The sequence below is a fragment of the Streptomyces sp. NPDC005955 genome (assembly GCF_042871255.1).
Classification (GTDB): Bacteria; Actinomycetota; Actinomycetes; order Streptomycetales; family Streptomycetaceae; genus Streptomyces.
Genome location: NZ_JBIAIF010000001.1, coordinates 1,060,184 through 1,082,001 on the forward strand (window position 1 = coordinate 1,060,184; position 21,818 = coordinate 1,082,001).

General features: G+C 72.8%; 18 protein-coding genes and 2 pseudogenes. 11 read left to right on the forward strand and 9 right to left on the reverse strand.

The features are described 5' to 3' along the window. Positions 1-7 precede the first annotated feature (7 nt). Both otsB and ACFYOU_RS04545 read right to left on the reverse strand, forming a co-directional pair. A complete protein-coding gene (otsB, locus tag ACFYOU_RS04540; protein ID WP_391303540.1) occupies positions 8-952 on the reverse strand; it encodes a trehalose-phosphatase in 945 nt (314 codons plus the stop codon). Positions 953-1,090: 138 nt separating this feature from the next. Further along, a complete protein-coding gene (locus ACFYOU_RS04545) occupies positions 1,091-1,648 on the reverse strand; it encodes a hypothetical protein (RefSeq protein ID WP_391303542.1) in 558 nt (185 codons plus the stop codon). 267 nt (positions 1,649-1,915) lie between these two features. Here ACFYOU_RS04545 and ACFYOU_RS04550 point away from each other — a divergent pair, with 267 nt between their 5' ends. Next, a complete protein-coding gene (locus tag ACFYOU_RS04550) occupies positions 1,916-2,149 on the forward strand; it encodes a DUF3263 domain-containing protein (RefSeq protein ID WP_385489663.1) in 234 nt (77 codons plus the stop codon). Between the two features lie 176 nt (positions 2,150-2,325). Here the strand turns inward: ACFYOU_RS04550 and ACFYOU_RS04555 are convergent, their stop codons facing one another. Beyond that, complete coding sequence (locus ACFYOU_RS04555; protein ID WP_391303545.1) at positions 2,326-3,582, reverse strand: extracellular solute-binding protein; 1,257 nt, start codon at positions 3,580-3,582, stop codon at positions 2,326-2,328. A 269-nt stretch (positions 3,583-3,851) separates the two neighbouring features. Between ACFYOU_RS04555 and ACFYOU_RS04560 the strand changes: the two are divergent. The 3 genes and pseudogenes from ACFYOU_RS04560 to ACFYOU_RS04570 form a co-directional block, all read left to right on the forward strand. Continuing rightward, positions 3,852-4,742, forward strand: a pseudogene (locus tag ACFYOU_RS04560) (ROK family protein); the annotation flags it as partial. A gap of 185 nt (positions 4,743-4,927) precedes the next feature. Further along, positions 4,928-6,073 (forward strand): N-acetylglucosamine-6-phosphate deacetylase, encoded by a 1,146-nt coding sequence (nagA, locus tag ACFYOU_RS04565; protein ID WP_391303548.1) that lies wholly within the window; start codon positions 4,928-4,930, stop codon positions 6,071-6,073. 159 nt (positions 6,074-6,232) lie between these two features. Further along, a complete protein-coding gene (locus ACFYOU_RS04570) occupies positions 6,233-7,171 on the forward strand; it encodes a hexose kinase (RefSeq protein WP_391303550.1) in 939 nt (312 codons plus the stop codon). A gap of 41 nt (positions 7,172-7,212) precedes the next feature. Here the strand turns inward: ACFYOU_RS04570 and ACFYOU_RS04575 are convergent, their stop codons facing one another. The 3 genes from ACFYOU_RS04575 to cdgB all read right to left on the reverse strand — a co-directional run bounded on the left by ACFYOU_RS04575 (position 7,213) and on the right by cdgB (position 12,218). Next, positions 7,213-8,961 (reverse strand): LCP family protein, encoded by a 1,749-nt coding sequence (locus tag ACFYOU_RS04575; RefSeq protein ID WP_391303552.1) that lies wholly within the window; start codon positions 8,959-8,961, stop codon positions 7,213-7,215. A gap of 269 nt (positions 8,962-9,230) precedes the next feature. After that, on the reverse strand, positions 9,231-10,217 hold the full coding sequence (locus tag ACFYOU_RS04580; RefSeq protein WP_391303554.1) for a carbohydrate-binding protein: 987 nt from the start codon (positions 10,215-10,217) through the stop codon (positions 9,231-9,233). A 309-nt stretch (positions 10,218-10,526) separates the two neighbouring features. After that, on the reverse strand, positions 10,527-12,218 hold the full coding sequence (gene cdgB / locus ACFYOU_RS04585) for a diguanylate cyclase CdgB (RefSeq protein WP_385489679.1): 1,692 nt from the start codon (positions 12,216-12,218) through the stop codon (positions 10,527-10,529). Between the two features lie 512 nt (positions 12,219-12,730). Here cdgB and ACFYOU_RS04590 point away from each other — a divergent pair. Further along, the gene (locus ACFYOU_RS04590; protein ID WP_389765889.1) at positions 12,731-13,318 is read left to right on the forward strand and encodes a flavin reductase family protein; all 588 of its coding nucleotides are present in this window, start codon (positions 12,731-12,733) and stop codon (positions 13,316-13,318) included. Positions 13,319-13,663: 345 nt separating this feature from the next. On the opposite strand, the gene arfB is transcribed toward ACFYOU_RS04590, so the two are convergent. Further along, positions 13,664-14,092 (reverse strand): alternative ribosome rescue aminoacyl-tRNA hydrolase ArfB, encoded by a 429-nt coding sequence (gene arfB / locus ACFYOU_RS04595; protein WP_389765891.1) that lies wholly within the window; start codon positions 14,090-14,092, stop codon positions 13,664-13,666. Positions 14,093-14,307: 215 nt separating this feature from the next. Here arfB and ACFYOU_RS04600 point away from each other — a divergent pair, with 215 nt between their 5' ends. From ACFYOU_RS04600 to ACFYOU_RS04615, 4 genes and pseudogenes are all read left to right on the forward strand, one after another. Then, positions 14,308-14,883: a TerD family protein gene (locus ACFYOU_RS04600; protein WP_385489684.1), complete on the forward strand. Its 576-nt coding sequence runs from the start codon at positions 14,308-14,310 to the stop codon at positions 14,881-14,883. Positions 14,884-15,033: 150 nt separating this feature from the next. Further along, positions 15,034-15,483, forward strand: a complete 450-nt coding sequence (locus ACFYOU_RS04605; protein WP_391303557.1) for a nuclear transport factor 2 family protein — start codon at positions 15,034-15,036, stop codon at positions 15,481-15,483. A 60-nt stretch (positions 15,484-15,543) separates the two neighbouring features. Further along, positions 15,544-15,828 (forward strand): annotated as a pseudogene (locus ACFYOU_RS04610) (cupin domain-containing protein); the annotation flags it as partial. A 129-nt stretch (positions 15,829-15,957) separates the two neighbouring features. Then, complete coding sequence (locus ACFYOU_RS04615; RefSeq protein WP_391303559.1) at positions 15,958-16,884, forward strand: SAM-dependent methyltransferase; 927 nt, start codon at positions 15,958-15,960, stop codon at positions 16,882-16,884. A gap of 460 nt (positions 16,885-17,344) precedes the next feature. Here the strand turns inward: ACFYOU_RS04615 and ACFYOU_RS04620 are convergent, their stop codons facing one another. Both ACFYOU_RS04620 and ACFYOU_RS04625 read right to left on the reverse strand, forming a co-directional pair. Next, positions 17,345-18,865 (reverse strand): M1 family aminopeptidase, encoded by a 1,521-nt coding sequence (locus tag ACFYOU_RS04620; protein ID WP_391303561.1) that lies wholly within the window; start codon positions 18,863-18,865, stop codon positions 17,345-17,347. 91 nt (positions 18,866-18,956) lie between these two features. Next, positions 18,957-19,583, reverse strand: a complete 627-nt coding sequence (locus tag ACFYOU_RS04625; RefSeq protein ID WP_391303563.1) for a heme-binding protein — start codon at positions 19,581-19,583, stop codon at positions 18,957-18,959. A gap of 367 nt (positions 19,584-19,950) precedes the next feature. Here ACFYOU_RS04625 and ACFYOU_RS04630 point away from each other — a divergent pair, with 367 nt between their 5' ends. After that, the gene (locus ACFYOU_RS04630) at positions 19,951-21,135 is read left to right on the forward strand and encodes a histidine kinase (protein ID WP_391303784.1); all 1,185 of its coding nucleotides are present in this window, start codon (positions 19,951-19,953) and stop codon (positions 21,133-21,135) included. Next, positions 21,132-21,806 carry a response regulator gene (locus tag ACFYOU_RS04635; RefSeq protein ID WP_391303565.1) on the forward strand — a complete coding sequence of 225 codons (675 nt, stop codon included), beginning with the start codon at positions 21,132-21,134 and terminating at the stop codon, positions 21,804-21,806. Before ACFYOU_RS04630 ends, ACFYOU_RS04635 begins: the two co-directional genes overlap by 4 nt. The last annotated feature ends 12 nt before the right edge of the window (positions 21,807-21,818 follow it).

Sequence of the window (21,818 nt, forward strand, 5' to 3'; positions counted from 1 at the left end):
TACGACGTCAGCCCCGGCCTCCGCGGTCGGTGCGGATGGCCCGCGCCAGGGCGTCCAGCAGGGCGACGACACCCGCCGGGCCGTCGACCACCAGGTCGGCGCGCTCGGCGAGTTCGGTGACCTCCGTGCTGCCGCTGCACACCAGCAGACCGGGCACGCCCTGTTCCCGTAGGGCGGCCACCGCGGCGAACGCGGGCAGGTCGCCCAGGTCGTCGCCCGCGTAGAGGACCGCGCGGGCGCCGGTCTCCCGGACGTACTCGGTGAGCGCGACGCCCTTGTCCACGCCCGGCGGGCGCAACTCCAGCACCAGCCGGCCGGGCTCCACGATCAGTCCGTGCCGGGCGGCCAGTGCGCCGAGCGGTCCGCGCAGTGCGTCGAACGCGCCCTGCGGGTCCTCGGCGCGGCGGGTGTGGACCGCCACGGCACGGCCCTTGTCCTCGGTCCAGGTGCCCGGCCAGTCGCCCGCCGCCGCGAGCACCCCGGGGAGTTCGGTGCGCACCGCGTCGACGCCCGGGTGCGGGGGCGGTGCGCTGAGGGTGCCGGTGGCGGCGTCCCAGCGTTCGGCCCCGTAGTGACCGAGGACGACCAGGTGGTCCAGCCCCTCGGCGCCCTCGAAGCCGCCGTTGCGGACGGCCACGGGGGCGGGGCGGCCGGTGATCACCGCCACGGCGCGGACCTCGGGGGCGAGGGCGGTCAGGGCGGGGACGGCGCCCTCGTGGGCCCGGGCACGGTCCGGGTCGGCGACGATCGGGGCGAGGGTTCCGTCGAAGTCGAGGCCGACCACGGTGTGCCGTGGGTCGGCGAGGAGCGCGGTCAGCGCGGTGCGGCCCTCGGGCGTGGTCGGTACGGGTACGGGTGCGCCGGCCTTTTCGCTGGCGCTGGCGCTCGTGCCGGTGCTCGTGCTGGCGCTGGTCCTGGTGCGTTCGCTGTCACGTTCGCTGGGGGTGCCCATGTGTCCCGAGCGTAGCCCTTGGCGGGGGGCTGCACGGTGCGGTACGTGGTCCGGCGCGGGTGCGCTGCGGGTGCCCGCGCCGTTCCCCGCGCCCCTGGGTACGCCCCGGTCGGCGTGCGCTGTGCGGAGCGGGTGCGGTCAGCCCCTTCGGGGATCATCGGCTGGGGCCAGATCCTCGTGACCGATGGGGTACCGCTCCTTGATGAAGGCTTTCAATTGGTTTCTGGCGACCGCCAGTGCGACTGTGGTTTCCTCGGTCTCCGCGCTCAGGGAACGGAGGCGACTCCGACTCACATGCCCCTCCTTGAGGGATTCGTCGATGAACTCGCGGTACCTTCCCACCCATTCAGTGCGTGCTTGGACTGCCTGTTCGAAACTCAACAGCAGTTCGGCGCAGTAGATGGTCATCAGGCCGCGGAGTGAACGCCTGGCGGCTTGTCGACGTTTGTTGGGGCTCCAGCGCTGCGTCAAGGGCGCTGCGGGTTCCATGATCGAGTTGATCTCCCGGTGTGCCCTCTCCACGTAACTCCGCCCGAGCTTGAGGGAGAGGAAGGTGTAGGGGCGCCCCGCCCCGTTTCCCCCACCGGAATAGGTGGTCTCCCACTGGCCCTCCGCGGCTGTCCCGATCTGACGCAAGGCCCGGTTCGTTCGCACGGCGGCATCGCACCAGTCATGGATGATCTCGTGAAGTTCCATGAGTGACTCGTGCAGGTTCGGCCACGCCGGTGAGCGCGTGGCGTGCTCCGAAACGCCTCGGACCACTCCTCCCACCACCCGCGTCAGGGCCGTCACTTCGGGACCTACCGGCATGCGGGAACCTCGATCCTCCAGGCCGAAACGGGTATGTCAGCCTAGATCGGACCGCCTCCCCAGGTGGCCCGGTTGACGAAACTCCGCATGGCCGTGCGCCGACAGCAGCACGGGACCGCGCGGCCCCGTCGTCCGGGGTTGTAGTTTGAGGGGATGGACGACGGTGGGCTCGGGGAGCGGGAGCTGGGCGTGCTGGCCCTGGAGCGGATGAGCTGGGACAGCCCGGGCGCGAAGGAGCGGGCCATCCGGGAACGCCTCGGAATGGCCCCCGTCCGCTACTACCAGTTGCTCAACGCGCTGCTGGACGACGCGCGGGCGCTGGCGCACGATCCGGTCACCGTGAACCGGCTTCGCCGGCTCCGCGAGACGCGGCGTACGGACCGCTGACCTGCGGGTGCGTTGTCCCGTGCGGGTGCGCTGTGGTTTTGCGCAGTTCCCCGCGCCCCTGAAGGGGCACTCCTCGCCGTCCCCGCCCGCCCCACACGGCCCCGACAGGAACCCGTGCCGGGGCCCCGACAGGGGCGCATCGCACAGGACAACGCACGCACCCCGCACCCGGACGGCTACCCGTCCGCGCGCACCGCACTGCGCTGGAGCAGATTCAGGACGGCGCCCGGATCGCCGTCCGCCACCACGGCCCTGCCGATCCGCTTCTTGACGTCCGCGCTGACCTGGGGCCACGAGGTCTTGGACACCGGGTACAACTGGGCGCCGCGCAGCCCGTCGAGGAACTCCAGCAGGTCCGCGTCGGCCTTGTTGTCGGCCATCGCCTCGGCCGCCGAGGTGGTCACGGGCAGCAGGTCGTACCGGCGGGAGAAGTCGAGCACGTTCTTCTCCTCGTAGACGAAGTCGAGGAACGTGCCGATCTGCTCGCGGTGGCCGTTCTGCTTGAACGCCATCATCCAGTCGGCGACCCCGAGCGCCGCCTCGCTGCGCCCGGTGCGCCCGGGCATCGGCACCATCGCGTAGTCGACGTCCTTCTTGTCGCTCATCCGCATCAGCGTGGGGTGCCCGTTCAGCATGCCGACGTCCCCCTCGGTGAACGCGGCGAACGCGTCGGCCCGGTTGAGTTCCGCCGGCGGGGTGGGCCCGGTGAGGCCGGCGCCGACGAGTTCGTCCTTCAGCCAGGTGAAGGTCCGGAGGTTGGTGGCGGAATCGAAGTCGTAGTTGCCGATGTTGTCGGTGTAGCCGCGCGGGTGGCCGCCGCTGAGCATCCACATCAGGGCCTCGCCCTGGGCCTCCTCGGGTCCCAGGGGCAGCGCGTACGGGAAGTCGACGCCGTGCTCCTTCAGGAGGACGGCCGCGTCCTTCAGATCCTCCCAGGTGCGGGGCGGCTCGGTGATGCCCGCCTCCTCGAAGAGCCGCTTGTTGTAGAAGAGCAGCCGGGTGGAGGACGCGAACGGCAGGCCGTAGTGGACGCGGGAGACCCGTCCGGCGCTCACGAGGGTGGGCAGGAAGTCCGCCTGGACGGCGATGGAGAGCAGTTCGTTGGCGGTGTAGAGCCGGTCGTCGGCCGCGTAGTCGGAGTACGAACCGATCTGGGCCATGTCGGGCGCTTCGCCCTCGTCGACCATCTTCTTGACCCGGGCGTCGACCTCCGTCCACGGGAGGACGGTCACCTTGACCTCGATCCCCGGGTGGTCCTTCTCGAAGGCGTCGACGACCTCGTCCCAGTACTTGGTGGTGCTGTTCTCCGCCGAGTCGCCGTAGTCCGCGGCGACCAGCGTCAACGACGTGTCCTCCCCGTCACCGCCCAGTCCACACCCTGCCAGTACGGTGGTCCATGCCAGCGCGGCTATCGCCGCGGTCAGTCTCGTCATGCGACGCTGCACGCCTGAGCCCCCTCGGTGGCTCCGCCGCCACCCCCGGCGACGGGCCCTGTGATCAGTTGGCGGCGAGTCTTCCCGGGGCCCGGCGGAAGTTCGACATCGGCTACGTATCACTTCGGCAACGGGCCGTAACCATAGGTATGTACCGCAACTGGACTAGACCTCTTACGGGTCTACACGCGACACTGTCCTGCGTGACTGCAACGACCCGGGTGACACCCCCCGGACCCCCGGCCGGGAAACACGTCATCGCCCTCGATGTGGGCGGGACCGGGATGAAGGCCGCCCTCGTGGCGAAGGACGGAACGCTCCTGTACACGTGCCGCAGGGCTACGGGCCGTGAGCGCGGCGCCGAGGCCGTCGTCGAGGGCATCCTCGACTTCGCCGCGGACCTGCGCGCGTACGGCGTCGAGCACTTCGGCGTGACCGCGTCCGCCGTGGGTGTCGTGGTACCCGGGATCATCGACGCCGAACAGGGCGTCGCCGTCTACGCCTCCAACCTCGGCTGGCGTGACGTTCCCCTCAGGAAACTGCTCAGCGACCGTCTCGACGGCGTACCGGTGGCCCTCGGCCACGACGTGCGGGCCGGCGGGCTCGCGGAGGGAAGGATCGGCGCGGGCCAGGGCGCCGACCGGTTCCTCTTCATCCCGCTCGGCACCGGCATCGCCGGCGCCATCGGCATAGACGGCCGGATAGAGCCCGGCGCGCACGGCTACGCGGGCGAGATCGGCCACATCGTGGTCCGCCCCGGCGGACCCGAGTGCGGCTGCGGACAGCGCGGCTGCCTGGAGCGCCTGGCCTCGGCCGGCGCGGTGAGCCGGGCGTGGGCCGCGGCGGCGGACGACCCGCAGGCGGACGCGGCGGACTGCGCCAAGGCCGTCGAGTCCGGCGACCCGCGGGCCGTCGCGGTCTGGCAGGAGGCGGTGGACGCGCTCGCCGACGGGCTCGTCACCGCGCTCACCCTGCTGGACCCCCGGATGCTGATCATCGGTGGCGGCCTCGCCGAAGCCGGGGAAACCTTGTTCACACCCCTGCGGGCCGCCGTGGGTCGGCGGGTGACCTTCCAGCGCATGCCGGAGATCGTTCCCGCGGCCCTCGGCGACAGCGCCGGGTGCCTGGGCGCGGGCCTGCTCGCGTGGGACCTCCTGACCGGCGCCGGTGGCGCCGGCGAAGGACCCGGGCCCGAGCGGTCCGGGAAGGCGAGCAGGGCCGGCAAGGGCAAGACCGGCAAGGGCAGCAGCAGCGGCGGCGGCAAGGCGGTCACGAAGAAAGGCAAGGCATCCCGTTCCGGACCACGTGGGTCCGGACACCCTGATTCCCCGGAGGTACCCGCCTGATGGCCCCCAGCAAAGTGCTCGCCGGAGCGCGGGTGGTGCTGCCCACCGGGATCGTGGACGGCGGTGAGCTGACCGTCGACGGCGAGCGGATCGCCGCCGGACGCGCCGACGCCGCACCCGCACTCGACCTGTCCGGCCACTGGGTGGTCCCCGGCTTCGTCGACATGCACAACCACGGCGGAGGCGGCGCCTCCTTCACCAACGGCACCGTGGACGAGATCCTGCACGGCGTCCACACCCACCGGCTGCACGGCACGACCACCCTGGTCGCCTCCACCGTCACCGGGGAGATGGACACCCTCGCCCAGCGCGCGGGGCTCCTGTCCGAACTCGCCGAACAGGGCGAGATCGCCGGCGTCCACTTCGAGGGCCCGTTCATCTCGCCGTGCCGCAAGGGCGCCCACGCCGAGGGCCTGCTGCGCCACCCGGACCCGGCCGAGGTCCGCAAGCTGCTCGACGCGGCCCGCGGCCAGGCCCGGATGGTCACCCTCGCCACCGAGCTGCCCGGCGGGATCGACTCCGTACGGCTGCTGGTGGAGCACGGAGTGCTCGCCGCGATCGGGCACACCGACGCCACGTACGAGCAGACCGTCGAGGCGATCGACGCGGGGGCGACCGTCGCGACGCACCTGTTCAACGCGATGCCGGGGCTCGGCCACCGGGCGCCCGGGCCGATCGCCGCGCTCCTGGAGGACCCCCGGGTCACCGTCGAGCTGATCAACGACGGCACGCATCTGCACCCGGCGGCGCTGGAGCTGGCCTTCCGCCACGCGGGCGCCGCACGGGTGGCGTTCATCACCGACGCGATGGACGCGGCCGGGTTCGGGGACGGCAGCTACCGCCTCGGCCCGCTGGAGGTCGAGGTCAAGGACGGGGTCGCCCGTCTGGTGGAGGGGGGCTCGATCGCCGGGTCCACGCTCACCCTGGACCGGGCGTTCCAGCGTGCGGTGACCGTCGACGGGCTGTCCGTCGAGGACGTCGTCCGGGCGATCTCCGTCAACCCGGCCCGACTGCTCGGCATCGACGACACGGTGGGCTCGCTGGAGCCCGGCAAGTACGCCGACCTGGTCGTCCTCGACGAGGAGTTCGCCCTCAAGGGCGTCATGCGCCGGGGCGCCTGGGTGGTCGAACCCGCCCTGGGCTGATCTCCGGAAGGTGCGTGCACGGGGGCGGCGGTCGGCAGTGCGGTCTGTGCCGGCCGCCGTCTCTTTGGCATGATCAGATCCGAAAGATGATCAGACCGCCCGACCGGCGACCGACCCGAGGGACCCGGCGGACACCATCCTTCCGGGGGAGGCCCCACGGTGATCCTGACGGTCACGCTGAACACCGCGCTCGACCTCACGTACCGGGTCCCGACACTGCGGCCGCACTCCTCGCACCGGGTGACCGAGGTCATCGAACGGCCCGGCGGCAAGGGCGTGAACGTGGCCCGGGTGCTGGCGGCCCTCGGCCGGCCCGTCACCGTCACCGGGTTCGTCGGCGGCGGGACGGGCCGGGCGCTGCGGGCGGGCCTCGCGCAGCGCGACCCGGACGGTCTGGTCACCGATGCGCTGGTGCCGGTCGCCGGCGCCACCCGCCGCACGGTCGTCGTGGTGGACGCGGTCACCGGGAACACCACCCGGCTGGGGGAGCCGGGCCCGCTGGTGTCGGCCGCCGAGTGGAACGCCTTCCTCGACCGGTACGACGCCCTGGTGCCGACCGCCTCCGCGGTGGCCCTGTGCGGCAGTCTGCCGCCCGGGGTGCCGGTGGGCGCGTACGCGAGGCTGGTGCGGACGGCCAAGGCCGCTTCCGTGCCGGTGCTGCTGGACACCGGCGGGGAGCCGCTGCGGCGCGGGGTCGCCGCACGGCCGGACCTGGTGAAGCCGAACGCCGACGAACTCGCCGAACTGACCGGCTCCCACGACCCCGCGCAGGCCACCCGGGAGACCCGGCGCCGCGGCGCCCGTGCGGTGATCGCGTCGCTGGGCCCCGAGGGGCTGCTCGCGGTGACGCCCGAGGGCCGTTGGCGGGCCGTGCCGCCGGGCCTGGTGAAGGGCAACCCGACGGGCGCCGGGGACTCGGCGGTCGCCGGGCTGCTGGACGCCCTGGTCGCCGACGAGCCGTGGCCGGTCCGGCTGACCCGTGCGGTGGCCCTGTCGGCGGCGACGGTACGGGCCCCGGCCGCCGGCGAGTTCGACGCCTGCGCCTACGAGGAGTACCTGGGCCGGGTCCGGGTCACCGCCGACCCGCTCCCGTCCTGACCACGCGGTCGCGGATCACCGTCGCGGATCACCGTCGCGAGTCACTGGGCGCAGATCTTCTTGTCCGCCTCGACCCGCTGGACCCCGTCCGGCGCCTGGTCGGCCGCCTTGATGGGCACCCCGGGGCCCTTGAAGTCGGCGCCGAGGGTCAGCACCATCGGCTCCATCGCCGCGGCGTCCGCGGCCTTCGGCTTCAGCCCGGCGGCGGGCAACCCCAGGTAGTCCGCGAGGGTGCGCGCCTGGTCGGCCTGGTTCGGCCCGTAGACCAGGTGCGTCCGGGCGGTCTTCTCCGGTGCGTTGCTGCGGTTGGAGGACTTGAGGACGCCCTTGGTGTTCTGGAGCCAGCCGAGGGTGTTCTGCGCCGCGCCCGGGGTGTCGCTGCCGTTGTAGACGTCGACGCGCACCTCGGAGGCGTCGGCGCGCGCCCCCTTGAGCAGTGCGGCCTGCTTGCTCTTGGCGGCGGCGGCCTGCTGCTTCTGCTCCTTCTTCACCTCGGTGAAGGACACGTCGTCGCGGAGCATGCCGAAGACCTGGGGGGCCTTCGTCTCGTCCAGGACGACGGTGGCCTTGATCCGTTCGGCGGGGTTGTCCTTCACGGGGAGCGTGGTGAAGGTGATGTTCTTGACGTCGATCTTCCCGAGTTCCTTGGCGAAGCCCGTCAGCTTGGGGATGGTGCCGATGCCCTGGTCGACGGTGAGGGCCTTGGTGGCGGCCTCGGCGACGTCGAGCATCATCGAGGGGCTGCCGAGGATCTCGTCCTTCATCTTGCGGATCATCGAGGCGACGAACTGCTGCTGCATCTTGATCCGGTCGAGGTCGCTCTCGTTGCCGAGGCCGTGCCGGTTGCGGACGAAGGCGAGCGCCTGTTCGCCCTGGACGGTGTGCGGCCCCTTGCCGAGGTCGAGCTGCGAGTAGGCGTCGTCCTTGATGGGCTTCGCCAGGCAGACGTCGACCCCGCCTATCGCCGTGGTCAGCTCCTTGACGGCGTTGAAGTCGGCCATCATGAAGTGGTCGACGGGCACCCCGGTCATCGCCTTGACGGTCCGCATGGTGCAGCCGGGGTCACGGCCCGCGACCCCCAGGCTCTCGTTGAACCGCACGTCCAACTGGCCCGGAACGACCTTGACGGAACCGTCCGACTGCTTGGTGGGGCAGTCCGGGAGGTCCACCTTCAGGTCCCGGGGGATACTCAGGGCGGTCGCGTTGGTGCGGTCCTCGGACACGTGCAGCAGCAGCGTGGTGTCGGCGTGGCCGGTGGAGTTGCGCCGGTCGCCGTACCCCTCGTTGCCCTTGCCGGTGCGCTTGTCGGTGCCCAGCAGCAGGACGTTGATCGGTCCGTCCTTCAGCGAGCCCCCGTTGGCGGCGTCCCCGACGTCGATCGCCTGGAGGTTGCCGCTCAGCCGGTCGTACAGGTAGTAGGCGCCGCCGCCCGCGGCGAGCAGCACGCACGCCAGGGCGCCGCCCGTCCACAGCATGACCCGGCGTCGGACGGATCGACCGCCGGACGCTCTGCCGGGGGGCTTGCGGCGGGCCGGCGGCCGGCCGGTGGGGCGGTCGCCGCGGGGGTTCGGGGTGCGGCGGTCGCGGGCGGCGGGCACCTGACGGCCGGGGCGGGCGGCGGGGCCGCGGGCGCCGGGCGGTCCGTGGGGGGCGGCGCTGCGGGGGCGGGGGGCGGTCGGCCACCGGGGGGCGGGTTCCGTCCGCAGTTCGAACTCGCCGGTCTGCGGGTTGCGGACCCACTGGTCTGCGGGGTCGACGTCGTCCGACCCTCCGCGGCTCTGCGCATCCACGGTCGTTGAATCCTCCGTTGGTGCCGCCCGAGGCGCCGTGTCCTCGCGATGGCGCTCGATGTGCCGTTCCGCACGGGTGACGGGGGTCACCGGCAAGACCGGATCGCGTCAGGCTATCCACACGGCCACGATCGGGCCACGGTCGTCTTCCCCGCCACGGCCCTTACACCTGGGCATTTCCCGGCAAACGCCAGGGCGACGGCCGGATTCTTGGCCATCGCCTTACCCTCGTCCCCCGCGGTCACCCCCGAGGCGACCGGGCCCGGGGGTCAGCCCTTCCAGCCCTTGCCGAGCCAGACCCGGTCGAGGTTGACGTCGCACTTGTTGCCGTCCTCGCAGGACAGCTTGAGCGTGTTGGTGCCCTTGTTCAGTTCCACGTACGCGAAGGACTCGGTCCAGCCGCGCTCCGCGTTGCCCTCGGGGGCGCCCGCGTAGTTCTTCAGGTTGAACGGGCGGCTCTGCGGGGTCCCGTTGACGGTGAGGGTGGCGTCCGCGTCCTTGCCGGGGACTCCGTACCCGACGAACACCGTGTACTTGCCGGCGTCCGCGAGGTCGTCGACGGTCCAGGTCACCGCGGCGCCGGGCTTGTTGAAGCCCGTGACGTACACGCCGCCCGCCGCCTTGGCGCCCTTCACGTCGGAGGCGGTGGAGGTGCCGCCCTCCAGCTTCAGCGCCTTCGCGTCGAGCGCGGGCAACTCGTCGGGGTCCGCCGCCTCGTCGGTGGGCTTCCCCGTCTCCTCTTCCTTGTCGTCGTCCGGCTCCCCGGCCGACGCCGAGGGGGTGCTGTCCGCGCCGGTGCGCGGGGTGTCGTCCTCGGAGTTGCCGTTCCACACGACGATGCCGATGCCGACGACCACGGCCGCGACCACGGCGACCGCGCCTATGAGGATGCCCTTGGTGTTGGGCCCGCGTCCCCGGCCACCGCCCTGCCCGCCGTGCGCCCCGTGCCCGCCGTGCCCCGGCCCGCCCGGACCCGGCTGCGCGTACGGGGCCTGCTGGCCGTACTGGCCGCCCTGCTGCTGGTGCGGCACCTGGCCGTAGGCGGCCGTGGGCGGCTGCTGGGCGTACTGCTGCTGCGGGCCGCCGTACTGGCGCTCCCCCACCGGGCGGACCTGGTGGTACGAGGAGCGGGGGCCCGGGTAGCCGTAGCCGCCGCCACCGCTGGGCGGGGTGGCCCCGGACGCCTGCCCGTCGGCGTACAGATAGCCGAACGGGTCGTCGTCCTCGGGCTTGCTGCCGTTGTCGCCGGCGGTCATCCCTGGGTCACTCCTCAGCAAGGTCCGGTGCGTGATGCGGGCGAGCCTACCCGTTCCGACTCATCCCATTGGGTGACGGTTCCCCCCACACCGGAACCCGGTACGGAGGGTGCCGCGCGCCGGGTGGCGCACGGCGGACCGCGCGAGTAACCGCGACAGACCCGCCGAGAACCCGCCAACGCCCCACCCGAGCACAAAGGGGCCGCGGGACGCCGTGCGGGCCACCAGAACAGACCGGGTGCCCGAAGGACAAACCGGCGCCCCCCGGCCGGGGGACCCGGTGCGTCCCGCCCGCCCCGCGCGGCCGCTTCAGCCGGCGCGGCGCTGCTGCTTCGCGCGGGAGCGCTTCTCCGCGTACATCAGCTGGTCCGCCGACTTCAGGACCTCGTCCGCGGTCATCCCGCACCGCGCCCAGCCGATGCCGAAGCTCGCCCCGACCCGCACGGCCCGCCCGTCCACCCGGATGGGCGGCACGATCGCGTTGCGCAGCCGCACCGCGAGGTCCTGGGCGTCGGCGCTGCCGAGCCCGTCCGCGAGGACCACGAACTCGTCACCGCCGAGCCGGGCGACGGTGTCCCCGTCGCGCACCCCGCTGGTGAGCCGCCGGGCGACCTCGATGAGGACGGCGTCCCCGGTGTGGTGCCCGAACCGGTCGTTGATCGACTTGAAGCCGTCGAGGTCGCAGAAGAGGACGGCCAGTCCCTTGGTGCCGTCATCGTGTTCGTCCTCGGGGGCGACGACGTGCACGTGGTCGTACCCGACGACCGGTTCACCGGCCGGGGTCTCGAACCGCTCGGCCGCCCGGGCGGCGCGCTCCGCGAGGGCCTCCGCCTGGTCGAAGCCCTCCAGACCGGGGCCGCCGTAGGCGGCGTCCACCGACTCCCCCGCGGCGGCCCGGGTGCTGACGCTGCCCTGCGGGCGGCGACAGAGCCGGGAGGACAGTCGGGAGCGCAGCTCCGCGGAGTTCGGCAGTCCGGTGAGGGCGTCGTGGCTGGCGCGGTGGGCGAGCTGGAGCTCCCGCCGCTTGCGCTCCTCGATGTCCTCGACGTGGGTGAGCAGGAACCGTGGCCCGTCGGCGGCGTCCGCGACGACGGAGTTGCGCAGGGACACCCACAGGTAGGTGCCGTCGCGCCGGGCCAGCCGCAGTTCCGCCCGGCCGCCCTCGGCGGAGGTGCGCAGCAGGGTCCCTATGTCCTCGGGGTGGACCAGGTCGGAGAAGGAGTAGCGGCGCATCGCCGAGGCGGGGCGCCCGAGCAGGCGGCACAGGGCGTCGTTGGTCCGCAGGATGCGCCCGTGCTGGTCGCCGCCCATCTCGGCGATGGCCATGCCGCTGGGGGCGTACTCGAACGCCTGGCGGAAGGACTCCTCGCTGGCCCGTAGCGCCTGCTGCTCGCGTTCGAGGCGGACGAGCGCCCGCTGCATGTTTGCTCGCAGTCGTGCGTTGCTTATCGCAATGGCGGCCTGGAAGGCGTACATCTGGAGGGCTTCGCGCCCCCAGGCGCCGGGGAGCCGTCCGTTGCGGGGACGGTCCACCGAGAGCACGCCGATCAACTCGCCGGGCAGCCCGCCGTTGGCGTAGAGGGGGGCGAGGAGGCGGTCCGCGGGGTGCCACTCGTCCTCGAACCGGGGCTCGGGTCCGTCGGTGTACCACTGCGGGACGTCGTCGTCGTCGAGGACCCAGCCCTCGGTGTGCGGGATGAAGATCAGGCTGCCCCAGCGCTCGCCCATGCCCAGTCGGCGGTCCCAGGAGGCGCGCGGACCGACCCGGCCGGTGATGAGGGCTTCGGCGGAGGCGTCCCCGGCGAAGGCCGCGACGACGAGGTCCCCGTCGGGGCGCACGAGGTTCACGGCGGCCAGTTCGTACCCGAGGCCGGTGACCACTCCGTTGGCGACGGTCTGCACGGTGTCCGCGAGGCTGCGCGCCGTGTTCATGTCCGCCATGACCTGGTGCAGCTGCCGCAGGGTCGCAAGGCGGACGTACGGCTCCGACTCGGTCTCCATGCTTGCCCTCCCCGAGACGTCGGCAGCAACTCCAGGTTCTCTCATCGGCGGGGTGCACCCGAGTGCACCTGAGCGCGGCGTCCCCGCCACTGAATCACAGTGAGCTGTCCACCCGGTACACAGGGTCAACAAATATTGGGTGCTGTGACTCATGTCACATCAGATGAATATGCCGGTCGACGCGCATAGATCGCACCGGGACTCGTTTGCTTCCCGCAAACAGTGGGGCCACCGTGGTCCCATTTGACGGGCGTTTCGACAGCTGTGGGGGGTAGGTACAGGGTGCCTCGGGGGGCGCATTCAGCCCTGCGGAATACGCTCCGAGAAATCCTGGAAAGGGGTTTTGGATCCATACGGCACTGGGTATACACATCCATTTCCCTCCGTGGGGGTAGGCCGACGGTACCCCGCGGACCGGCCGTGCGGGAGCGAAACCGGTCCGGTGGTCCTAGGACCATCGTCGGCCTTCGGGCCGATGTGTCCGGCGGCGATCTCCGGTTAGCGTTGCGGACGTGCTGAAGACCTCCCTGACGGTGCCGAACCCTCCCGGCGACGCCCCGGCCGACTCCGCGGCCGGGCATCCTGAGGGAGTGACCCACGACGAGTTCCGCGCCGCGATGGCCAGACTGGCCGCGGGGGTGGTGCTGGTGACCGCGCATGAGCCGCCGCTGTCACCGCACGGCCCCCGCGGCGAAGACGTCGGCATGACCGCCACGGCGTTCCTGTCCGTCTCGCTCGACCCGCCGCTCGTCCTCGTCAGCCTGCGCGAGGGCTCCCGGATGGACGACCTGCTCGAAGAGCAGCCCCACTGGGCGGTGTCCGTCCTCACGGAGAGCCAGCGCCACATAGCGGGCCGGTTCGCCATGAAGGGGCGCATCAGCGATCGGCTGCTCTTCGAGGACATCCCCTACGTGCGGGGCGAGGTGTCGGGGTCCCCGCTGGTCGGGGGGGCGCTCGCCACGTTGGAGTGTCGGACGGAGCAGCGGGTCGCGGCCGGGGACCACACTCTCGTCATCGGTCGGGTGCTGAGGGCTGACCTTCCCAGTCCGGACGGTGCGCCCCTGGCGTACTTCCGGGGGCGGTACCGGACGCTCGGCTGACGCGGGGCCCGTGCGGGGGCGCCGTGGGTTTTGCGCAGTTCCCCGCGCCCCTGTCGGGGCGCTTCCCTGCGGGTGCGACGTCCCGTGCGGGTGCGTGGGGGTTGCTCGCGCAGTTCCCCGCGCCCCTGTCGGGGCGCTTCCCTGCGGGTGCGATGTCCCCTGCGGGTGCGTGGTGGGTTGCTCGCGCCGTTCCCCGCGCCCCTGTCGGGGCCCGTGTGGGGGGCGGACGGCGATGGTGAGGAGCGCCCCATCAGGGGCGCGGGGAACTGCGCAAAACCACAGCGCACCGCACAAAAACAACGCACCCGCACGGGACAGCGCACCCGCACGGGGCAGCGGACGGGCTCAGCCCCAGTCGCGGCCCGACCGCCCCCGCTTCGTCTCGGCACGAGCCTTCTTCTGGCGCAACCGCCGCTCGTTGATGCCCCGCGGGATCCGCGTCGGCCGGCGCGACTTCGGCGGCGGAGCACTCGCCTCGGCGAGCAACGCGGCCAGCCGGACGGCGGCCGTCTCCCGGTTGCGCCACTGGGAGCGGTGGTCGGAGGAGCGGACCGTGACGACCCCGTCGACCAGCCGGTCGGCCAGGCGCGCGAGGGCCCGCTCCTTCCACACCTCGGGCAGGGCGGTGGTGCGCGCCAGGTCGAACCGCAGCTCCACCTGCGAGTCGGTGGTGTTCACGTGTTGGCCGCCCGGCCCGGACGACTTCGAGAAACGCCACATCAGCTCGGCCTCCGGCAGGAGGACCGAACCGCGGATGACATGAGGACCGGACATGCCGTCCATGGTCGCGTGCGGGACGGGTCCCCGTCACCCCCATTTCAGCGGACGCCCCCGCCCCTGCAATCGAACACGCATACGCATGCAGGGGCGGATGAGAAAGAAGGTGAAGGCATCAGGAACCCCGGGGTGTCCCCGCGGCGTTCATAGGGGTGACGGTAGCTTCGTCCTCAGTACGAAGCCCGACACATCACAGGGAAAGGGACATCCCCATGGCTGTAAGCCTGTCCAAGGGCGGCAACGTCTCGCTCACCAAGGAGGCACCGGGCCTGACCGCCGTCACGGTGGGCCTCGGCTGGGACGTCCGGACCACCACCGGCACCGACTTCGACCTCGACGCCTCGGCCATCGCCGTGAACCCCCAGGGCAAGGTCTACTCGGACGGTCACTTCGTCTTCTTCAACAACAAGCAGACCCCGGACCAGACGATCGTCCACACCGGCGACAACCGCACGGGCGAGGGCGCGGGCGACGACGAGGCGATCAACGTCAACCTGGCCGCCCTCCCGGCGGACATCGACAAGATCGTCTTCCCGGTCTCGATCTACGACGCCGAGTCCCGCAGCCAGAACTTCGGCCAGGTGCGGAACGCGTACATCCGCATCGTCAACCAGGCCGGCGGCGCGGAGATCGCCCGTTACGACCTCAGCGAGGACGCCGCGACCGAGACCGCGATGGTCTTCGGCGAGCTGTACCGCAACGGCGCCGAGTGGAAGTTCCGCGCGGTCGGCCAGGGCTACGCCTCCGGTCTCGTGGGCATCGCCCAGGACTTCGGCGTGAACGTCTGAGGCTGACGCCCGGACCCGCACGCGAAGCAGGCCCCCCGGTTCACCTCGAACCGGGGGGCCTGCGCGTTGCAGGAGGGCGCCGGACCCGCGCCGCAGGACGACGTCGGGAATCCGCGAGCAGGACGCGCCCCTGCCGATCATGCTGGCGGCATGACCACGCCCTCCCCCACGGACTCGATGACGGTCCTCACCCGTATGTACGCGGCCGAAGCGGAGTACCTGGCGGCCGGCGGCCCCGGCGGGGCCTCGTTCGACACGCTCGCCCCCTTCTTCGCCCCGCACGTCGAACTGCACCAGGCGGACGCCCTGCCGTACGGAGGCACCTGGCGCGGGCACGAGGGGATGGCGCGGTTCTTCCTCGCGATGGGACGGTTCTGGGAGGAGTTCGAGCTGCTGGAACAGGAGTTCCTCGCCACCGGCAAGACCGCGGTGGTGCTCACCCGGGTACGGGCCCGGGTGCGGGCGACAGGACGTGAACTCCGCTTCCCGATCCTGCAAACGATCACGGTCGAGGACGGGCGGATCACCGAGGTCCACCCCTTCTACTGGGACACCCGGGCCATCGTCGACGCCTGCGCCGCGCCCGTACCGACGGACTGAGACCCGCTCCGGACCTCCCCCATCCGACTGGGAGCACGGCACGTGTCGTGCTACTCGAACGGGGCGATGCGCGTCCTGCTCCACGACGAGGTGCTGACCCTGCGCACCGGCGACTTCCTCACCGTCCCTCCGACCGTGCCGCACGCCTTCGCCCCGGCCCCGGGGGAGGAGGCCGACATGCTCGTCGTCTTCACCCCGGGCATGGACCGCTTCGACTACTACCGCCTCCTGGAGCGCGTGTACCGCGGTGAGGCCACCGTCCAGGACATCCGCGACAGCTCCGAGCAGTACGACAACCACTACTTCGACAGCCCGGTCTGGAAGCAGGCCCTCGCCGAGGGCTGACCATTCCCGCGGACCCTGCGGCACTTCGACAACTTCCTTTGTTTTCAGCGAATTTGGTGCAGGGTGGGACGCGGGGCGTCCCGGACGGGGCAGCGAGCCCCACGGGGAACCTCACGGAGGCTGGTGCACATGAGCGGCGACGCCCGCGGGACCGACGACCGAACCGAGCGCGCGGCGGACGCACCGGGCTCGGACATCGACACGACCAAGGCGCACCCGGCGCGGGTGTACGACGTGCTGCTCGGCGGCAAGGACAACTACGAGGTGGACCGCGAGGCCGCCGCCGCGGCGCTCGCCGTCAATCCGCGGGGGTACCTGGACGTACGGCACAACCGCGACTTCCTGCGGCGGGCGGTGTCCCATGTGACGGACACGACCGGGATACGGCAGTTCCTCGACATCGGCACGGGGTTGCCGACCCGGGAGAACGTGCACCAGATCGCGCAGCGCACCGCCCCGGACACCAAGGTCGTGTACGTCGACAACGACCCCGTCGTCCTGGCCCACGCCCGTGCGCTGCTCACCAGTCACCCGGAAGGCCGGACCGCGTACGTGCACGCGGACTTACGGACGCCGGGGCGCATCCTCGACGAGGCCGCGGAGACGCTCGACCTGTCCCGGCCGGTGGCGCTGGTCCTCGTCTCGGTGCTGCACTTCGTCGAGGACGAGGAGGCGTACCCGGTCGTCGCCGAGTTGATCGGCCGGTTGGCGGCCGGCAGTGTCGTCGTCCTCAGCCACCTCAGTGCGGACTTCAATCCGGTGGCGATCGGCGGGGTGGCGCAGACGTTCCGGGCCCGGGGGTTCTCGTTCGTGCTCCGGTCCCGTGCGCAGGTCGCCCGGTTCGCCTCGGACAACGGTCTGGAGTTGGTCGAGCCGGGGATCGTGCGGGTGCACGAGTGGCGGCCGGACCGGATCGAGGACGTGGTGCGGGCGGCTCCCGCGGACCCGGCGTACTTCGCTTCGCTGGATTACGTCGACCGGACCAAGTACTTGGACATCACGGACGTCCGTGACGAGGACATCAACCTCTACGCGTGGGTCGCCCACAAACGCTGACCCCTGCGATGTCCCGTGCGGGTGCGTTGCCGTTTCGCGCAGTTCCCCGCGCCCCCAGGGGGTACGTCGTTCCCTGCGGGTGCGTGGGGGTTGCTCGCGCCGTTCCCCGCGCCCCTATGGTGCGCTTCCCTGCGGGTGCGCTGTCTGGTGCGGGTGCGCTGTTGTTTTGCGCAGTTCCCCGCGCCCCTGAAGGGGCGCCCCCCACCGTCGCCATCCGCCCCGAAACGGGCCCCGACGGGGGCGCGGGGAACTGCGCGAGCAACCCCCACGCACCCGCACGGAACAGCGCACCCGCAGGAGAACGTACCGAAGGGGCGCGGGGAACTGCGCGGGCAACCCACCACGCACCCGCACGGAGCAGCGCACCCACAACGGGACGTACCGAAGGGGCGCGGGGAACTGCGCGGGCAAGCACAGCGCACCCGCACGGAACAGCGCACCCCGCAGGGCAACGTGGGGGTCAGGGCCGCGGCGGCTTGCCCTCGCCGTGGAGCCACGTGGCCCAGACACGCCGCAGAGCGCCCCGGTGCCGGGGCGCGACCCGCTCGACGTACGCGGTGAACGCGGCCGTGTCCACCGTGCCGTACCGGTGAACCGTGGGCCACCCCCGCAGCACCTCCCGGAACGCGCCCTCCCCGACCGTACGCCGCACCCGGTGCAACACCATCGCCCCGCGCTGGTACACGGGCGCCTGCGAAACGTCCGCGGCCGAAGGCGGCGCAGCCGGCGGGAACGCCCACACCGCCGCGTCCGCACCCGGCTCGTCGTAGTAGTCACCGCGGTACAACGCGTCGAAGACGCTCTGCGCGGTGCGCCCCCCGTGCTCCTCGTCCCACAGCCACTCCGCGTACGTGGCGAACCCCTCGTTGAGCCACATGTCCCGCCAGGTCCGCGGGGTGACGGAGTCCCCGTACCACTGGTGGGCGAGTTCGTGGACGATCAGGACGGGGTCCGGGGCGCCCGGGTACACCGGGCGGGTCTGGGTCTCCAGCGCGTACCCGGCGTCACCGTCCCGGTCGACGATCGCGCCGGTGGCGGAGAACGGGTACGGGCCGAACGTGCGCTCCGCCCAGGCCATGATCGCGGGCAGCCGGGAGAGCGGCTCGCGGGCGGCGCCGGCCACCTGCGGGTCGACGGCGTCGTACACGGACAGTTCGCGGCGCCCGTCGGTGGTCTTGATGCCGTCGTCCTCGGTGAGCCGGTCGGCGTCGATGCGGGAGGTGCTGACCCGGTAGCGGCCGATCGCCACGGTCGCCGTGTAGCTCGCCTGCGGCTCCGCGCCGTGCCAGTCGAAGGTGGTGCGGCCGTCGACGGTACGGGTGGAGCGGAGCTCGCCGCCCGAGACGGCGGTGAGCCCTTCCGGGACGGTGACGGCGATGTCGTAGGCCGCCTTGTCACCGGGGTGGTGGTTGCCGGGGAACCAGGCCATCGACCCGGTGGGCTGGCCGAGGGCGAGGGCGCCGTCCGCGGTGGGCAGCCAGCCCTCCTCGGAACCGTCCGGGTCGGTGATCGTGCGGGGCCGACCGGCGTACCGCACGGTGGTGCGGAACTCCTCGCCCCGGGCGAGGGCGGCGCGGGGTCGCACGGTCAGTTCCTGTCCGTCGCGCGTGACCCGGGCGGACGCGCCGTCGACGGTGACCGAGCGGACCGTCAGGCCCAGCAGGTCCAGGTTGAAGGCGGTGAGGTCCGCGGTGGCCCGGGCGGTGAGGGTGGCCGTGCCGGTGAGGTGGCGGGTCTTCGGTGCGTAGGCGAGGGCGAGATCGTAGTGGGTGACGTCGTAGCCGCCGTTGCCCATCAGCGGGAAGTACGGGTCCCCGACCCCGTCGGCGCCCGCCCCGCGGCCCCCGGACCCGGCGGTCAGCCCGCCGCCCGTGGCGGTGCAGCCCGCCAGCACGGTGAGCGCGAGGCCCAGCCCCAGCCGGGCGCGCGTACGGCCGCGGGTGGCGCAGCGCCTACGGGTACGGGTGCGGGCGGGGTCCACGCGACCGATCCTAAGCAGCCCGGGTCCGGCGCGCCTCCGCTCCCGGCGCCCCTGGCGTAGGGGCGGGAGCGGAGGCGCGCTCGGTCGGGGGCTAGCGGTTGTTCAGTGCGGCGACGCCGGCCTTGGCGAACTTCTCGTCCAGGTCGCCCGAGGGGGCGCCCGCGACGCCGATGCCCGCGATCGGGGCGCCCTTCACGGTGACGGGGGCGCCGCCGCCGAGGAACAGGGTGCCGGGGATGTCCTTGAGGTTCGGGGTCTGGGCGAGGCGCTTGACCAGTTCGGAGGTGGGCGCGTTCCAGGAGACCGCGGTGAACGCCTTGCGCTCGGCGGACTCGTAGGACTGGGGGCCCGCGCCGTCGCCGCGCAGCGTCACCAGCGTGTTGCCGTTGCGGTCGACGACGGCGACCGTCACCCGCTGGTTCTCCCGCTCGGCCGCGTCCAGGGTGGCCTGCGCGGCGCGGGTCGCGGCGTCGACGGTGAGGTGCGTGGTCTGCTGGAGGTGACGGCCCGAGGGGTCGGCGGTGGCGGTGGTGCGGCCCGCCGCGGCCGGGGAGTCGGCGCTCGCCGACACGACGCCGAACGTTCCGGCGCCCACCGCGGCGAGGGCGAGTGCGCCGACGCCGATCCGGACGCGACGGCCCTGGGGGGACCGGTGCCGCCGCGGCGCGGCCGTCCCGGAGGTCGTGGCGGTCTCGTGGGTCTCGGGGGTGTGGCTCATGACGGCACTGCCTTTCGCTGGCGGGTCCGACCGGACCGGCCGGTGGGTGGTGGTGCCGGTGCGGTGCTGACCGGCTCACTTCGATCCTGGGGGCGGAACCGGTCGCCACCCGTCGGCGGACCGGACACGGTGGCGGTGCGGGACGGCTGACCCGGGGGTCGACCGATCGGATGACCCCGCGGGTCCCGCACCGGGTCACAATGGGAGGGAATGCCCCGGCCGGGCCGGACCCGTACGCACCACGAGGAGGCACGGCGTGGCCGCACCGCCCCCACCGCACCGGACGCCTCCACCGCCGCACCGGACTCCACCAGCACACCGGACGTCTCCCGGCGCGGACCCGGACGCGCGCTGGCTGGCCGTCGTGATGCACACGGCGTTCTTCCTGCTGCTGGGCGCCTCGCTGGCCCGGTTCCTGCTGCGGCACCCCGGCGAACCCCGTACCCCGTGGATCATCGCGCTGTCCGTGGTCCTCGCCCTGCTCTACGTGCTGGGCCCGGCCCTCGGCACCACCGCGCCCGCCGACCCTCCCCCGGGCAACCGGCGGCGCACCCGGGCCCCCGTGCTGCTGTGGCTGGGCATGGTCGTCGCCGTGTGGGTGGTCCTCGTCGTGCTCGCGCCCAGCTTCGCCTGGTGCGCGGTCCCCCTCTTCTACACCGGCCTGCGCACCCTGCCGGCCCGGCCCGCGCTCACGCTGATCGCCGTGCTCACCGCGTTCGTCGTGGTCGCGCAGATGCGGCTCGCCGACCGCTTCGACCCGAACCTGCTGCTGGCGCCGCCCGCCGTGGCCGCGATCGCGGCGGCCGGGTTCGTCCACATGCAGCGCCAGACGGCCCGGCAGCGCGCCCTGATCGACGACCTGATCCGCACCCGCCGGGAGCTGGCCGCCACCGAACGCCGGGCGGGCACCCTCATCGAACGGCAGCGGCTGGCGATGGAGATCCACGACAGCCTGGCGCAGGGCCTGTCCAGTCAGCGGATGCTGCTCCAGGCCGCCGACCGGGTGTGGGGGACCGACCCGGTGAAGGCCCGGGCGCACGTCCACGCCGCCGCCTCGATCGCCGAGCGCAGCCTCACCGACGCCCGGCGGTTCGTCCACGACCTGGCCCCCGCGGACCTCGCCGAGGGCGGTGGGTTGGTGGGGGCGCTGCGCCGGCTGGCGGAGCGGGAGTCCCGCGCGGAACTGCCCGTGCGCTTCCACGTGGAGGGCACCCCGGCCGCACTGCCCGAACGCACGGAGTCGGCGGTGCTGCGGATCGCGCAGGGCGCCCTGGCGAACGTCCGGGAGCACGCCGCGGCCGGTACCGCGGCGCTCACCCTGACCTGTCTGGGCGACCAGCTGGTGCTGGACGTCGCGGACGACGGCCGGGGGTTCGTCCCGGAGGCCGTCGCCGCGGACCCGGCGGGCGTACGGGGGCACGGGCTGCCGGCGATCCGCGCCCGGGTGCGCGCCCTGGGCGGCACCCTCACCATCGAATCGGCCCCGAACGAGGGCACGGTCCTGACCGTGTCGGTCCCCCTGCCCGCACCCGAACGCCCGGAGCGACGATGACCACCCCCCACGGCCACCCCCTGCCCGACCCGCCCACCGGCACCACCGGCGGCGGTCCCGTGCGGCTGCTGCTCTGCGACGACCACGCCGTGGTCCGGGCGGGGCTGCTGGCCCTGCTCGGCAGCGAACCGGACTTCGAGGTGGTCGGCGAGGCGGGCGGCGGGGAGGAGGCCGTGGCGATGGCGGCGAAGCTCGGCCCGGACGTCGTCCTGATGGACCTCCAGTTGGGCGAGGGCATCGACGGGGTGGAGGCGACCCGGCGGATCGCGGCGACCGGCGGCCGGGTACTCGTCCTCACCACGTACGACACGGACGCCGACATCACCCGGGCGATCGAGGCGGGCGCGACGGGCTACCTGCTCAAGGCGGAGCGGCCGGAGGAACTGTTCGCCGCGATCCGGGCCGCCGCCCGGGGGCACACGGCCCTGTCCGCGCCGGTCGCCAGTCGGGTGATGGAACGGATGCGCAGTCCGCGGCCGGCCCTCACGGCGCGGGAGCGGGACATCCTCGGGCAGTTGGCCCGGGGGCTCGGCAACCGGGAGATCGCCCGGGCGCTGTTCATCAGCGAGGCGACGGTGAAGACGCACCTGGGGCGCATCTACGACAAGTTGGGCGTCGACACCCGGGCCGGGGCGGTGGCGGTGGCCACGGAACGGCGCCTGCTCGCCTGACGGGCCGGCCGT